Source organism: Jeotgalicoccus huakuii (genome assembly GCF_036665975.1).
In the GTDB taxonomy this organism is placed as follows: Bacteria; Bacillota; Bacilli; order Staphylococcales; family Salinicoccaceae; genus Jeotgalicoccus; species Jeotgalicoccus marinus.
This window is the reverse complement of sequence record NZ_JAVIYN010000013.1, coordinates 46,164-61,162: the sequence shown is the minus strand read 5'-3', so window position 1 is coordinate 61,162 and position 14,999 is coordinate 46,164. Positions and strand designations below refer to the sequence as shown.

At 37.2% G+C, this 14,999-nt stretch carries 14 protein-coding genes; 3 read left to right on the top strand and 11 right to left on the bottom strand.

All coding sequences use genetic code 11. The features are described 5' to 3' along the window. Nucleotides 1-118 precede the first annotated feature (118 nt). The 3 genes from V6E76_RS08000 to V6E76_RS07990 all read right to left on the bottom strand — a co-directional run bounded on the left by V6E76_RS08000 (nucleotide 119) and on the right by V6E76_RS07990 (nucleotide 3,690). Complete coding sequence (locus tag V6E76_RS08000; RefSeq protein ID WP_247351927.1) at nucleotides 119-910, bottom strand: VLRF1 family aeRF1-type release factor; 792 nt, start codon at nucleotides 908-910, stop codon at nucleotides 119-121. Nucleotides 911-1,006: 96 nt separating this feature from the next. After that, nucleotides 1,007-2,188, bottom strand: a complete 1,182-nt coding sequence (locus V6E76_RS07995) for an MFS transporter (protein WP_247351924.1) — start codon at nucleotides 2,186-2,188, stop codon at nucleotides 1,007-1,009. Nucleotides 2,189-2,277: 89 nt separating this feature from the next. Continuing rightward, the gene (locus V6E76_RS07990) at nucleotides 2,278-3,690 is read right to left on the bottom strand and encodes an FAD/NAD(P)-binding protein (RefSeq protein ID WP_247351922.1); all 1,413 of its coding nucleotides are present in this window, start codon (nucleotides 3,688-3,690) and stop codon (nucleotides 2,278-2,280) included. A gap of 92 nt (nucleotides 3,691-3,782) precedes the next feature. Here V6E76_RS07990 and V6E76_RS07985 point away from each other — a divergent pair, with 92 nt between their 5' ends. The 3 genes from V6E76_RS07985 to V6E76_RS07975 are packed head-to-tail and all read left to right on the top strand — an operon-like array spanning nucleotide 3,783 to nucleotide 6,054. Next, nucleotides 3,783-4,310 (top strand): pyridoxamine 5'-phosphate oxidase family protein, encoded by a 528-nt coding sequence (locus V6E76_RS07985; protein WP_247351920.1) that lies wholly within the window; start codon nucleotides 3,783-3,785, stop codon nucleotides 4,308-4,310. Nucleotides 4,311-4,320: 10 nt separating this feature from the next. Then, nucleotides 4,321-4,836 carry a GNAT family N-acetyltransferase gene (locus V6E76_RS07980; RefSeq protein ID WP_247351919.1) on the top strand — a complete coding sequence of 172 codons (516 nt, stop codon included), beginning with the start codon at nucleotides 4,321-4,323 and terminating at the stop codon, nucleotides 4,834-4,836. A gap of 21 nt (nucleotides 4,837-4,857) precedes the next feature. Then, a complete protein-coding gene (locus tag V6E76_RS07975; protein WP_247351917.1) occupies nucleotides 4,858-6,054 on the top strand; it encodes a CynX/NimT family MFS transporter in 1,197 nt (398 codons plus the stop codon). A gap of 47 nt (nucleotides 6,055-6,101) precedes the next feature. On the opposite strand, the gene V6E76_RS07970 is transcribed toward V6E76_RS07975, so the two are convergent. From V6E76_RS07970 to V6E76_RS07935, 8 genes are all read right to left on the bottom strand, one after another. Further along, complete coding sequence (locus V6E76_RS07970) at nucleotides 6,102-7,280, bottom strand: Nramp family divalent metal transporter (protein ID WP_247351915.1); 1,179 nt, start codon at nucleotides 7,278-7,280, stop codon at nucleotides 6,102-6,104. Between the two features lie 63 nt (nucleotides 7,281-7,343). Further along, the gene (locus V6E76_RS07965; protein WP_247351913.1) at nucleotides 7,344-8,285 is read right to left on the bottom strand and encodes an agmatinase family protein; all 942 of its coding nucleotides are present in this window, start codon (nucleotides 8,283-8,285) and stop codon (nucleotides 7,344-7,346) included. Nucleotides 8,286-8,646: 361 nt separating this feature from the next. Then, the gene (locus V6E76_RS07960) at nucleotides 8,647-10,809 is read right to left on the bottom strand and encodes a DEAD/DEAH box helicase (protein WP_247351911.1); all 2,163 of its coding nucleotides are present in this window, start codon (nucleotides 10,807-10,809) and stop codon (nucleotides 8,647-8,649) included. 105 nt (nucleotides 10,810-10,914) lie between these two features. Further along, complete coding sequence (locus V6E76_RS07955; RefSeq protein WP_247351909.1) at nucleotides 10,915-12,192, bottom strand: O-acetylhomoserine aminocarboxypropyltransferase/cysteine synthase family protein; 1,278 nt, start codon at nucleotides 12,190-12,192, stop codon at nucleotides 10,915-10,917. Between the two features lie 93 nt (nucleotides 12,193-12,285). Continuing rightward, nucleotides 12,286-12,975, bottom strand: coding sequence for a response regulator transcription factor (locus tag V6E76_RS07950; protein ID WP_247351907.1), 690 nt, complete (start codon nucleotides 12,973-12,975; stop codon nucleotides 12,286-12,288). Between the two features lie 2 nt (nucleotides 12,976-12,977). Continuing rightward, nucleotides 12,978-14,039 carry a sensor histidine kinase gene (locus V6E76_RS07945; protein ID WP_247351905.1) on the bottom strand — a complete coding sequence of 354 codons (1,062 nt, stop codon included), beginning with the start codon at nucleotides 14,037-14,039 and terminating at the stop codon, nucleotides 12,978-12,980. Between the two features lie 12 nt (nucleotides 14,040-14,051). Further along, nucleotides 14,052-14,423: a hypothetical protein gene (locus V6E76_RS07940; protein ID WP_247351903.1), complete on the bottom strand. Its 372-nt coding sequence runs from the start codon at nucleotides 14,421-14,423 to the stop codon at nucleotides 14,052-14,054. Continuing rightward, a complete protein-coding gene (locus V6E76_RS07935) occupies nucleotides 14,413-14,865 on the bottom strand; it encodes a hypothetical protein (RefSeq protein ID WP_247351901.1) in 453 nt (150 codons plus the stop codon). Before V6E76_RS07935 ends, V6E76_RS07940 begins: the two co-directional genes overlap by 11 nt. Nucleotides 14,866-14,999: the final 134 nt, after the last annotated feature.

Below are 14,999 nucleotides of genomic sequence, written 5' to 3'. Positions count from 1 at the left end.
TTCGCTGAGTAAAGATTTACGATAAACAACCTTGAACCTCACACTATGTGTTAAAGATTTGTAAAAATTCATAAAAAAAGCTCTTAACTAGGCTCACCTAGTTAAGAGCTTTTAAGTTTTAGACTAAGGTATCAAATACTTCTGCAACAATCTCATGATCTGGCTTAGACCCCAGATTTTTTGTGATTACTCCAAGCACTTTTGTGCCATTTAAGTGCGTTTCTACTTCTTGTACACTCTCTTGACTGCCAACTAAGTAGACACCTTCAAGCTTACGCTTTTTGACATCCTTATCAATTTCTGCTGCGAGACTCTTATACCAACGATGTTGGTTTTCTTCAAACCGACGTTGGAACTCATCTCTTCCACCGCCGCGTGTCTGTTGATGGACGACTTCATCATAATCCAACCAACTTTCACTTTCAACGTCCCATGAGAACTTTTTGGTATCTCTAATAATACCTAGTGATGTTTCGATAAAGGTCACATCAGCCTGTTGGACAGACACGATTGCCGTTTCTGGGAAGCGTTGTTCTAATTCTTCAATCTGCTGAGTTTCTGCAGTCTTACCCCAATGGAAAGATGTTGTTACTGGAACTTGTAAAACTCTTGCACGGTAGAGTTCACCATCTGACGAAGCAACGAGAATAAACCCTTTACGCATCTCTCTTTGATGCATGGCCACTTCTTTCTCCACCTTTTCTTGTAACTTTTTCAAAGCTTTTAACTCATCATCAGCGTTTCTTTCCTTCACTTCTTCTTTTAGGGTCTTAAAGCCATTTTTTAAATGGATTTTCCACTCACCGTTGTTACCGTTACCTGCGCTTGTGTCTGTATTCAAATGAATTGTAAGTATTCCTGTCTCGTCGCGTTTTTCTCTGATTTCTTCAATGATTTTGGCTAATGACATAGATGTATTCCTCCTCATATTAAAACAGATAATTCCAATACAGTACCCTGGTCACTTAAAAATAAACCAGGGTAGTATTTTTTATCTTATTTAATTTTACTGAGAAATATATTTGTCCTTACGCCCATGTAAGAATAAGTATATCGGAATAATAGCTAAAACAAATATCGATAGAATAAAGTACAAGCCACTGTACCCGAGACTTGAGACGATGCTACCTAAAACAAAGGGACCGAATCCTAAGCCAAGATCTAAGGCAATAAAGTAAGTTGTGTTGGCTAAACCGACACGTTCTGGTGGTGTCACTTTAATAGCTAGGGCCTGGGTAATTGACTGTGCATTACCATAACCAAAGCCAATAAATACAGCCGCCAGTAGGAAGACCAATGTGTTTGATGCCGATCCGATTGCAAACAAGCCAATCGCGAAAGAAATGAGCGCTGGATACATGATAATATTGGCACCCTTACGGTCTAATAGAGGGCCTGTAATCGGTCTAGATAAGAGAACTGTAATACCGTAGACCGTAAAGTACAAACTACCCGCCTGAACTAGGTTAATACTGTCGGCATAAGCTGTCACGTAAGATAATATCCCTGAACAGGCAAAGGCTAATAAGAGCATGACAATTGAGATTGGGGCTGCACGTTTTTCAAAGAAATCACCTAGACTAATTCCCTTAGTCATCGGCTTAGCAAGTTTCATTTGTGGGGCTCTAACCGTTAAGCTAAGAATCATCGCGACGACTGCCATAACAAATGAGAAAATAAAGATACTTATAAATCCGTAACTATTGATGAGGGTGACACCAATTAATGGGCCAACTGCCGTTGCTAAAACAACTGACATACTGAAGTAGCCAATCCCTTCCCCATTTCGACTGGGTGGAATTACTTGAGCAATAATCGTTGCGGTGGCTGTCATTCCAAATCCCATGGCAATACCATGAAATATACGTACACCGATGAGCGCATACACACCCATTGGAATGAAGTAAATCGCTGTTGATACTAGTATCAAGACAGCTGAAAAGATCAACATTTTTTTACTACCTACAGTCGCAATTGATCTTCCACCAAACAGGCGGCCGATAAGAGATCCAATAATGAACGAACTGGACACAAGTCCGGCCAAGCCTATCGAAGCACCGTATTCATCAATTGCATACATTGTTATTGTTACCAACAATAGATATTGGGACATCATCAATGCAAAGTTAACGATCGAGGTGTTGATGAAGTCCTTGGTCCATAATTTTTCTTTAAATACTTCTGACAAAACAATTGCACTTCCTTAAAATTTAATTGACTCTACTATTCTCCGCCTAATAATGCGGCTTGTCTACCACTTTGATTAAAAATGACTTATTAATTATGTGTGAGAAAATGATTAACTAAATGGTAGGTCTCAGTTGCTAACATCGTCACCCCTTTAATTAAATAATCTGAACCGACAGTTAAGGCACCAATAGTATAAAAATTGTACATTGTTCCATACCTTGGACTAATGACCCTATGGTATTTATCGATCAATAGTCCTCCAAATTCATCCGGTTCAACAAGCATCCTATTGTAGAGATTTTTAATCAGTAAGGTGTTATCTTTTCTAATATCAGACACGGGTCCTGTTGCATTGATGAGTACATCGAATGGTTCTTGCTTTTTATCTTCAAATCCAACTAAAAACTCATCATTAACTTCTACCGATTCCATATCATCTAAAAATTCGAGACGTCCTTTATCAATCCATTCAAGTATTTGTTTGGCACCATGCGGTGGCATTGGCGAATGATTGCTTTGAATAAGTTCGTGATATTCTTCCATAAACCGAGTTTTGTCTTTTCTTGATAAATATTTATACAATACTTTAAATGTATCTTCTAGACTAGAAATAAGATATTGTATCTTTCCGACTTCATCTGGATGTTCTAAATCAAACTTTAAATCAATCTCTGGACGGTCTGTTTTTCTAGTTAATAATTCTTCTTGTATACCGTGCGCCCTAAGTTCTTTTCTAAATAGCTCTATAATACGATCTAATGGGATTAGACCATGCTTTTTGTCGGACATCGCATTCTCAATAGTGAAGTATTCCCCACTGAGTTCATAATAAGTGCCTCTAACAGAAGGTAATTCTCCACTTCTCGATAAAACAGTCACCTTAGAATGTCCATTTTTTAATAAATATCTAAAACAATCTATCGCAGACAAACCGCTTCCTATAATTCCAATTCGCCCTTTAACATTATTCAAAACATCTTCGATTGGATACGGATTATATATGAAGTTCTTTTCACCTTTTAGCTCATAAGGATCACTATATGACATCTCACCATTTGTTAAGAAGATTGCATCATATTTCGAGGCAGCACCATCTGCATAAACAGTATAAATGTTTTCGTCACTCTCAAATGAAATATCTTCAACAAGGCTTTCGACTGTATTTATATTTTGATGACGATGTACAAAATTCATCAGAGTAGAATGTATGTATTCTCCATATAAGCTTCTACTTGTGTAACTTTCAGCTTCATATTTATTATTTTCCAACCACTTAATATAGTCTCCTTGATCTGAAGTGAGTGACATCAGCTCCGCTGGGAGATTCACTATTAAGTTTTCATCATCATGCTGATAGGCATAACCACGTCCCATCGTCTTTTTACCATCATATAAATCAATTACATAATTCTCGTTAAAACGTTCATCACTTACAAAAAATTTTACTAGAGACGTCCCAGCAACGCCTGTTCCAATAATCGCTATTCTTTTCTTAGCCACATCATCACTACCTTCTTAAGAAATGATTCTCTTTATCTAAAGTATACCTATATATGATAAAATCCAACCATAATATAAATAGGAGTGTCACCATGAATATTAATGAAGTGCTTAGCCAATCACCAGTGATGTCTGGACCTTTCCCGAGTTTCGATGATCGTACTTTTAGTTCACCTTTATCTCATTTTCAAGAATGGTTTAAATGCGCTGTTGCAAAAGAAGTGCTGGAGCCAAGAAGTATGGTGCTGACTACTTACGATCAAACTCACCTTGTAGATTCTAGAGTCCTGGTTATAAAAGCAATGGATGATGAAGGATTCTTTATTGAAAGTGGTAAGGGAAGAACAAAGGTCGAACAACTTAAAGAAAATAGTCATGTAGCAATGAATTTTTACTGGCGAGAACAAGGTAGACAAATTCGCTTGCAAGGTAAAGCTGTAGAAGTAGAATCAGAAGATTTTAAACATGTCAGAGACTATCTCGATGCTAAGACACGAGACTTGGCAGTTTATAAAGTCATACCTGATAGAATGGAATTCTACCAAGCACTTGAACAGGGCGGTTATGAGAGAATGCTGTATACTAAAGAGAATAATAAGTGGCTAACAAGCTGGCTATAGGAGCATTTATATGACAATACATATTAGAAAATGCAATTTAGATGATTTAGAACATCTTCTCGCGATTAGTTATCAAACATTCCATGAGACATTCAGTGCACAAAATTCAGCAGAAAACATGAAGTCTTATTCTGATGAGACATATACAAAGGAAAACTTTGCAGCTGAATTAAAAAATCCACATTCTCAATTTTTCTATTTATTCTATGATGATGAATGCGCTGGTTTCTTGAAATTAAATATTTTAACAGCTCAGTCTGAACCGATGGGTGATGATGCACTCGAAGTCGAAAGAATATATATACTGAATAGATATCAGGGACTTGGGCTGGGTAAAGCATTGTTAAATTTAGCGCATGAAGAAGCTAAACGACTAGATAAGAAGTCGATTTGGTTAGGTGTTTGGGAATTTAACAATAAGGCAATTTCCTTTTATAAAAAGAAAGGTTTTAAAAAAGTGGGTTCACATTCATTTTTTATGGGTGATGATGAACAGACGGATTATATATTCCGAAAAGAATTATGATTGTAACGAGGTGGATAATCTTTGAACAATGAATTGGACCAAAATAATAATAAAAATTTATATATTTTCCTGATGATCGGAGTAATCTTGGTCGCAGCAAATTTGCGTGCACCACTGACATCTGCAGGTGCCTTAGTATCATTCATTAGGGATGACTTTGGCATCAGTAATGCTTTAGCGGGAAGCATAACAACTTTACCACTTATTGCCTTCGCTTTACTATCTCCTTTCGCACCAAAGATTGCGAGCCGACTTGGCATGGAAACAACTATTGCACTATCCCTAGTTCTTCTAATTTTAGGAATGTTCATTCGTTCAGCAAGTGGTATTGGACTTCTGTTTACTGGTACTTTACTGATTGGATTAGCCATTGCGGTTGGTAATGTTTTAATGCCAGGTATTGTTAAAATGAATTTTCCACATAAAATTGGCCTGATGACAGGATTATATGCAATAGTGATGAATGTCTTTGGTGCACTTGGATCTGGCTTGAGCATACCGATTGCGACCTCAGGAAATTTCAACTGGCGTAGTGCACTCTTAATCTGGGTGTCTTTATCAATATTGGCGCTGTTAGTTTGGCTCGTACAATTAAAAAATCGAAGCAAACCTAGGGGTAATATTAAAAATCAGCAGTTAGGTGGACTATTTAAGTCTCCACTCGCTTGGAAAATCACTATATTCATGGGTGCTCAATCCTTAATTTTCTATACATTAATTACTTGGTTACCAACGATTCTTACTGCCAATGGATATGATATACACTTAGCCGGTTGGGGTGTATTCGCCTTCCAACTTGCGAGCATTCCTTTTACATTCATCATCCCTGTGATTGCCGATAAGATGAAAGATCAAGTACTCATAGCTGCCCTGAGCGGGTTAATCATTCTAATCGGAATAGGAGGATTATTACTCGGTCATTCAGAACTATCGCTACTTTGGGTCATTTTACTTGGTGTCGGTAACGGTAGTGCATTTTCATTATCTATGATGTTCTACACATTAAGAACCAGAGATGGCTATCAAGCGGCTGAACTATCAGGTATGGCACAATCCTTGGGCTATTTATTAGCAGCCCTCGGACCAGTTTTAGTCGGCGGCTTACAAGATATTTCAGGATCTTGGTTCCTACCGCTGTGCTTAATGCTCATTGTCTCACTCGTTATGGTACTTAGCGGTGTCGCTTCTGGTAAAAATAGAAATGTTACCGAGTCTTAAAAAATTGAAATACACGAACATCTCGTTATAAAGATGTTCGTGTATTTTTATGCTAGAAATGAACTTACAGCATCAAATACACTGTAAATACCTAAAAATGATACAACAACGACAACTAAGAAGCCTATCACATTTAAAATAGGTCCATTCTTATATTGTCCCATCAATCCTTTTTTATTTATAATGACAAAAATAAGTATTGCAATTAACGGTAAGATGACACCATTTAAAGCCTGTGCTAATAGGATAACTTCTAATGGTTCAAAACCTATTGCAGATGTGACAACACCAATCAGTATTACTGTTCCAAACACGATTTTATACTTGGTATTTTTCATACCACCCTCCCACTTGAAGAAAGAGCTGACTGTTGCGGCTGCCCCCATTGGAGAAGCCAGAGCAGATGAAAATCCTGCAGCAAACAAACCAACACTGATAAATACCGGTGCCCAAGTTTCACCTAACACTGGTACAAGTGGCCCTGCTAAGGCGATGACACTGTCAATTTCTTGACCAACTATTAATGCCCCTGCAGAGATGAGGATAGCAGCAGATATAATCCCACCAATAGTAATAGAAATAATCGTATCCCAGCGTGCAAGCTTCAAGTCTTGCATACCGTTAAAACGTTCATGTACGGTCGTTGCATGTAGGAAGAAGTTGTAAGGTACTACTGTCGTCCCAATCAAGGCAATGACCATAATAATAGATCCAGTAGGAATTGAAGGCATGAACATGCCTTGGAATACCTCTCCCCAATTGGGTTGAACCATGAACATAGTCGTGATAAATGTACCACCCATGATGACCATAAGTCCTATAATAATTTTTTCAACTAGCTTATAACTACCCTGGATGCCAATCAGAAATATTATAATCCCAACAATCGGTGCGAGTATGTTAGTTGGAATGTTGAGCAAGTGACCTAAACCGAGTGATGTCCCTAGAAGATCACCACTCATGTACGCTGCACATCCGACCGCAACAGCAATCATAGAAATCCATACCGTTATAAACTTTCCTATTTTATGATTGAACAAATCGTATATCGCTTCCCCTAAGCCCCGGCGCGTCACAAGTGCTAGTCTGATAATCATCTCTTGAAGAACGATCGTCGCAATAACAGAGAATAAGACAGCCCATAAAAGACTATAACCGAAACCAGCACCCGCACGGGTCATGGCAGTCACAGTTCCAGGTCCAATAAATGAAGCAGTAATAATCATTCCTGGTCCAAGTGCCTTAACAATATCTAAAATTTTGCTAATAATTACCCACCCCTTTAAGGTTTATATCTTACCTAAATACTTAACATGCCCTGCTAAAACGTAAAGTACTGCATATGAGACAAAGTGAGCAGATTGTTGGTTTTGATCCATCATTGGATAGACTTCCACATAATCCATGCCGACTAAACCGAGTTTACCGAATTCATAAATTAAAGTGAGTAATTCGTAAGACGTTAAGCCATTACCATCAACTGGACCACCAGGATTGTATGCGAAGTCCAGGACATCACTACAAATAGACAGGTAAACCACATCAACGTCTTTTGCAGCTTGCTCGTAAATATCTTTAGCAAAAGTTCTGAGGTCCTTAGATTCCTTGATCTCATTAATGCCAATAGTTACAGCACCATTTTCCTTAGCATACTTCCCAGTCTCAGGCTTATTGCGCGGCCCATGTATTCCCGCGTGAATAATCGATTCATTTCTCACGCCTTCTGTTTCATACAACCTCATAAACGGCGTATTTCTTGCGTATTTTTCACCTTCATAATCAGGCATGTTGTCATAATGTGCATCCAAGTGAATGATTCCAACAGTCTTCCCACTATCTGCCAGTGCTTTTAAAATTGGATACGTTACGCCATGTTCACCGCCAAAACCAACAAGAAACTTACCCGTCTTCCATAGCTCAGCAGAAAAATCTTCAATGTTTTGGTAAGACTGTTCATTATCATGCGCAACAAAAGGCACATCACCCGCATCACCAAAAGTTAAATGTTCCTTCACATCAATATGATCTAACTCAGGTAAGTAACCACTATAACGCGCAGAAGACGAACGAATTTGTTTGGGACCAAGCTCCACACCAGTGTAGTCCCCCCAAGTACTCTCACCTTCAAAAGGTGCACCATAAAAAATAACGTCTGTATCATATTCACCTTTTTGCACTAAATTCTCTGCCCCTAAAAAACATGGAATATTACCGTAAATATTATCTTTCACTTCAATAACCCCTTTATTTTTATAATAGTTCGATAATTCAATTTATATCATACTTCTATGTTTTTACAAGATAAATTTCTAGCTAATGGTGGAAGGTGGATTGTCTATTCGTTGCTGAATTATTCAGGACGAATAAACTTTTTAGCTTGTTTTTTCTATTGGAGTCTAGATTTTTGCCCTCTAATAGAATTTCTCGCCCGTTTTGTCTATTCGACATCCGATTTTTGCTCTTGAGTAGAAATCCTCTCCACATCACTACATTTATATGCGTAGCCGTTGTTCCATTAATCTGGCCATTTTACTAATACACAAAGCGCGATGATCAAACAAATTTGATTGTCGCGCTTCTTCATGTTTATACTCATCCTGCCTGTTTTTCTGCCAATCGTTTTTTCTCCATTTCCATGACTTGTTTGGTCATAGATGCTTCGGATTCTTCTTCTGCTTTCAACAATGCTTCAGCATCCATCTGTCTTTGTGCAATATCTGCAACTTCTGAGTCTCTGGCATACATATCAAATAGCTTAGACTTTTCTCCTAAGAGCTCCAACATACTAACGTCAATGCTGTCCTCAGTCAACAGTCGATAAACGACAACATTCCGTGTTTGTCCCATTCTGTAAGCACGACCAATGGCTTGTTCTTCTGTAGAAGGTTTCCACTGTGGTTCACATAAGACAATTATATTGGCTGCTTGTATATTTAAACCTACTCCACCTGCGATAATCTGAGCTGTCATAACAGCACCAGCTTCTGCACTGGTAAAATCATCGATAATTTTTTGTCTCTCATCATTTGGAACATCACCGGTGATTGCAGGAAATTTCGCTTCTGTCACATGGTCTTGAACCGTCTCGATCACATCTCTAAAGAAGGAGAATACAAGAACCTTATGCCCATTTTCTTTTGCTGAATCACAAATATCAACGAGGGCATCAAGTTTAGGTGATGCTTCAGGTGTTCCGCCTTGCCATGCTGCCCGTCTCATCGCCATCATCTGACCTTCAGCAACTGCATGATCGTATATTTCTTCTTCTTTTTCACCAAAGTTAGACCATTGTTCAATGATTTCAAGGTCTGGTAATTCTCCTAGTACATCTGCTCGATTTCTTCTCAGATATACTGGGGAAATTTCAATTTTAAACTTCTGTGGTTCTAAAAGGTGCAGTTCTTTTGAGATTTTATTAGCAATATCCGGCTGCAGCACACCTAATAATTGTTTCATCTCAGCAAGTTTATTTTCTAAAGGTGTTCCGCTCATATAGAGAACATGGCTGGCGAGTTCTGATAAGGCATAGATACTTTTAGAACGTTTGGCCTCAGGATTCTTAACGAAGTGAGCCTCATCAACAACGAGCATATTCAACTCTTTAATGAGACTTTTATCGAAATTACGGGTATGTTCGAATGTTGTAATCAAAATCCCTTTCTTATCTAACCACTCTTGAAATACTTTTTCTCTACCATTGCCATGGTAAATAAAAGCATTGAGCTTAGTGAATTTTTCAGTCTCACGTTTCCAGTTGGCGACGACGCTAAGCGGGCAAACAACAATCGTATAAGGCTGATCATTCAAGTTTAGATGATTAATAACCGCCAGTGCTTGGACAGTTTTACCAAGGCCCATCTCATCACCAAGAAGTATTCTCTTATTATATAAAGCATACTTGGCACCAAATTCTTGATAGTTCCTTAGTGTCAGATCTAGTCCATCAACATTTAGTTCCACATTATTAACTGATTCAACTAATTCTGAAGGAATATCATCTGCCTGTTTTTGATTCGTATAGCCAGTAATATTTTCAATCGCTGTGTAATACTGAATACTATTGTCGATAAAATCCTGTTTTAACGTATCATCAGTCACTTCAAATTCCTTGATTGAAGCATAAGCTGATTTTATATCAGTAAATTTTTGCTCCACATCTTTTTGATTTACCGCTTCAATTGCAGCATTAACTTCCTCTTTCTCCTGAGCATTTTGAAACAGTCTCATAAAGGCATTTTTCTGTTTTTCTATCACAGAGAAGTCTTGTTTAAATCCCTGTTCAAATGATTCAATCTGATTTTCTACTTTCTCAGCATCAACGACTAATTTTCTTTTTAAGTAAACTGTACGAAGTAAATCAAAATCTAAACGTTCTAGATTATCTGGGTCAATACGCCCCTTTGCACGTATATGAACCGACTGCTTCACCTTTTCAACTGCTTCTTTTAAAAGGTATGCAGATTTCTCACCTATCCCTTTAATTTGTAGAAACTGGTCTGGGGTATAATTGGAAATTTCATATATATTCTTAAATCCTGCATTTTCTAACTGACTAAGTGGCATACCTTTTTCAAAGTCTTTAATACTATCAATCGGCATCATTTCTAATTGATTATTGGCCGCACGTTCTTTTACATATTGCCAAAGCTCAATAATTTTTGGATCATAGGCTGGCTCATCGTAATTATGTAAATCTATTTTTATATCCTCTAAGTCACTTTGAATCTCTTTAATATCTTTCTTACCAATAATCATTTTTACACCTACTTTTATCAGATGTTTATACTATTACCCTAAAATTGATAATAAATATATAAAAAATAGAGATTCGAATAACAAGTTTCGAATCTCTACTATTCCTTATATATCTTTTAATCCCGCTTCTAAGTCAGCAATAATATCATCCACATTTTCAGTACCGATTGATAATCTCACTAATTCTGGTAAGACACCAGAAGCGAGACGCTCTTCTTCAGATAATTGTTGGTGTGTGGTGCTCGCTGGGTGAATGACGAGTGATTTTGAATCACCAACATTCGCAACGTGACTGAACAATTCTAAACCATCTACAAATTTTGCGATTTCTGGAATGGGTCCATCAATACCAAAGGTGAGAATTGCACCTTGACCTTTTGGTAAATACTTTTGACCTAGGTCATAATAGGCATTGTTCTTGAGACCTGGATAATTCACCCATGTCACCTTAGGATGAGATTCTAAGTATTCTGCTACTTTTTGAGCGTTCTCAGAGTGTCTTTCCATACGAAGGTGAAGTGTTTCTAGTCCTAAAATAAACTGCTGCACATTAAATGGTGAAATTGCAGATCCTAAGTCACGTAGTAGTTGAACACGCGCTTTTGTAATATAGGCCGCTGCGCCCACATCTTTAATATAAGATACGCCGTGATAACTTTCATCAGGCTCGACTAAACCTTGGAATTTACCACTATCCCAGTTGAACTTACCACTATCGACAATGACACCGCCTATGGATGTACCATGTCCACCAATGAATTTTGTTGCAGAATGTACAATGATGTCTGCTCCATGTTCAAATGGTCTGAGTAAATATGGTGTTGCGAAGGTGCTATCCAAAATAAGTGGTAAATCATTATCATGGGCGACTTTAGCGACTGCTTCAATATCTAAAACGTCGATTCTTGGATTCCCGATTGTTTCCGCGAAGACTGCACGGGTTTTATCGTTGATGGCTGCTTTAAAATTCTCGGGATTATCAGGATTTACAAAGTGAACCTTAATGCCCATTTTCTTGAAAGTTACATTCAATAGATTATATGTGCCACCATATAAATTTGCAGAAGCTACAATCTCATCACCTGATTCAACAATATTCAATAGAGCTAAGTGAATAGCAGCCTGTCCTGATGATGTTGCAAGTGCACCAACTCCACCTTCAAGTGCTGCAATTCTTTCCTCAAAAACATTTTGAGTTGGGTTCATGATTCTCGTATAGATATTCCCAGGTTTCGCGAGTGAAAATAAATCTTGTGCATGCTGCGTATCATCAAATACATATGATGTGGTTTGAGTAATCGGCACTGCTCGAGACTTCGTATCGCCAACTGTTTGGCCAGCGTGTATTGTTAAGGTTTCTAAATTCCAATCATCTTTAGTCATAATTGTCCCCCATTACTTATCTTGAATTTTCTGAATATAGCTTATTCAAAACATACTAGATTAGTAGGATTTTTACAAGGGAAAACTTCTTAACTAATTAATCTTCTTAAATTTATACCCTACACCCCATACTGTTAGAATCCATTCTGGTTCAGCGGGATCACGCTCTATCTTTTCACGTAACTTTCTAATATGGACTGTCACTGTCGTATTATCGCCAACAACCTCTAGTCCCCAAATTTTTTCAAACAATTCTTCCTTAGTAAACACCCGGTTAGGGTTTAGCGTTAAAAATAGAAGTAAATCAAATTCTTTAGCAGTTAGACTAACTGGGTGATGCCCGACCTCCACAGTCCGACCTTCTATATCGATAAACGTTTGGCCAAATACTATGAACTTCTTATCATCATCACCCTTCATCCTGTTGTATCGTTCAATATGCGCCCTCACCCTAGCAACGAGCTCATTAGGATTAAACGGTTTAACAATATAATCAATCGCCCCGTGACTAAATCCCGTTAACTTTTCTAAATCATCACCTTTAGCCGTTACCATAATAATCGGTACATCAGACACTTCATTAATCTGCTTAGAGAAATCAAGGCCACTACCATCTGGTAGCATTAAATCTAAGATAATTAAACGGTATTGACCTTGCTCAAACTTTTCGTAGCCTACTCTTAGACTTTCAGCGATATCACAAGTAAAGCCACTCATCTTTAAATAATCACGCTCTAGTTCAGCAATGTGAAGTTCATCTTCAATGATTAATACATCTGCCACAGTCAGACCACCTCCATCGTTATTATTACAGTCGTACCTACACCGAAATCACTTTCAAGCTCAACAGTTCCTCCATGTTTTTCAATAATCTCTTTTACAATGGCTAAACCTAGGCCACTGCCACCCGTTTTAGAGTTCCTTGAATGTTCTGCTCTATAAAAACTATCAAATAATTTATTCATCTCATTTTCTCTAATTCCAATACCATTATCACTTACAGAAATTATAACTTTCTGATCGATTCGACTCGTTCTTAATTCTATATTCACCTTATCCTTACTATACTTAATACTATTATCAAGTACATTGGAAAACGCCCTATAAAGTTGTTCTGGATCTCCCTTTACAGTAATGCCAGAGTCTATCTTACTAAATATCAGTGCATCCTTATCACTCAATCTTGGTCTATATACATCTATTACATCGTTTAAAAAGTCGGATAAATTAATCTCTCTAAGATTAAAATTAATATCTTTCATCTCTAATTTAGAATAGATAAATAAATCATCAATCATTGTCTCCATTCTTTTAACGGATTGTAGGATCACTGATGTATATTGAGCTTGTTTCTCAGGTGTATTTGCCACACCATCTCTAATACCGTTGACATAGCCTTTAATAGAAGTTAGAGGGGTCTTTAAATCGTGTGAAATCCCAGCCATAAGCACCTGCCGATTCCTTATCGCCGTTTGTTCTACTTCCCTCGATGACTTTAGAGATTTTCTCATATTTTCAAATGACTCTGTCAGTTCACCTATCTCATCATTCCTGTCATCTATCACTAGACTGTTATTTAAATTTCCTTTGGCAATCACTTTAGCCTGTTCATTGAGATGCAAAATGGGTCTAACGATATGTTTAGAAAATATGCTGGTCACGATAATACTCGTAATAATAAATACAACGATTATGGAACCCATTCTAACTTGGGCAAATGTCGTCTGATTTACATCTAGTATCACCAGCATGATAATTCCTAATAACATATCTATAAAAAGTATAGATAATATCGGAATTGTAACAATTGCGATGTTTGATAGCATTAACTTTTTTCGAATAGACATCCCATTCCTCCTTTAATACACCACTTTCATTATAACCCAGGAAATACAACCAACGATCAATCCCCAAATTATATTTGTAATAAATACACTGATAATCGCTAGTGGATTTAGCAAAGGACCTTGTAGTTCACCTAGGAGTATAGGTGATAATATTCCACTGATGACGATAGCAAAAATAGCGTAGAATATACCAGCCATCACTAAGGTTTGTATTGGTTTTTTATCTTGTGAAATGACGACAGTACAGATCCATATCAATGAAATTATTAATGTTAAAGTAATACTGGTGTATGGTTGCCCAAAGTATTCAGTTAGTCCAACGATTGAAAAGAACGGTCTAATTAATGCAATGGCAGCGAGTATAATTGGAACTTTATATTTCACGTTTAAACACCTCCATCACTTTACAAGAGACCCACATAATTCCGCTTAAAATTAGGGCAAGAACTAAACCAGTTGTCAGACTGCTTATCAAGGCAAACACCCTTGCAATAACCGTCGAAACTTCAATTGGTATATGTGACAAATTACCACCGAGTTTTACACCGTCAGGAAATGATTCATTCCAGAAGATTTGGTGAGTCAGTGCGAGTATTAAACCATACAAGCATGACAGTATAAATATTGACCACACTGGAGCCTTTTGGTTTCTGACTAAAATGTACAAGAACCAAATTACAACTGGTCCGAATACCAAAATCGAATTTACCAAGCTTCCTTCCTCTATGATAGATAAGTCATGTAAGACAATTCTAGGTAAGCCAAGTAATGCTAGAATAACTATTTCAATAAGCTTCATGCCGAAACGCGCTTCAAAATTTTTCATTTTAATATCCTCCTAAATCTGATATTAATCAGTTTAAATGAGAGATATTTTGTATTAATTATGGAATTCTTAAATATTTCTTAAGTATAATTTTATAATTTCTACTTATCTTTATTTATATTTCTATAATTTTT

What these genes read in the sequence shown, in the direction of transcription:
- V6E76_RS07970 (WP_247351915.1), bottom strand. Translation starts at nt 7,280, where the DNA reads ATGATTATTACTGCTTCATTTATTGGACCTGGAACTGTGACTGCCATG.
- V6E76_RS07945 (WP_247351905.1), bottom strand. Translation starts at nt 14,039, where the DNA reads ATGTCTATTCGAAAAAAGTTAATGCTATCAAACATCGCAATTGTTACA.
- V6E76_RS07960 (WP_247351911.1), bottom strand. Translation starts at nt 10,809, where the DNA reads ATGATTATTGGTAAGAAAGATATTAAAGAGATTCAAAGTGACTTAGAG.
- V6E76_RS07955 (WP_247351909.1), bottom strand. Translation starts at nt 12,192, where the DNA reads ATGACTAAAGATGATTGGAATTTAGAAACCTTAACAATACACGCTGGC.
- V6E76_RS07980 (WP_247351919.1), top strand. Translation starts at nt 4,321, where the DNA reads ATGACAATACATATTAGAAAATGCAATTTAGATGATTTAGAACATCTT.
- V6E76_RS07985 (WP_247351920.1), top strand. Translation starts at nt 3,783, where the DNA reads ATGAATATTAATGAAGTGCTTAGCCAATCACCAGTGATGTCTGGACCT.
- V6E76_RS08000 (WP_247351927.1), bottom strand. Translation starts at nt 910, where the DNA reads ATGTCATTAGCCAAAATCATTGAAGAAATCAGAGAAAAACGCGACGAG.
- V6E76_RS07935 (WP_247351901.1), bottom strand. Translation starts at nt 14,865, where the DNA reads ATGAAAAATTTTGAAGCGCGTTTCGGCATGAAGCTTATTGAAATAGTT.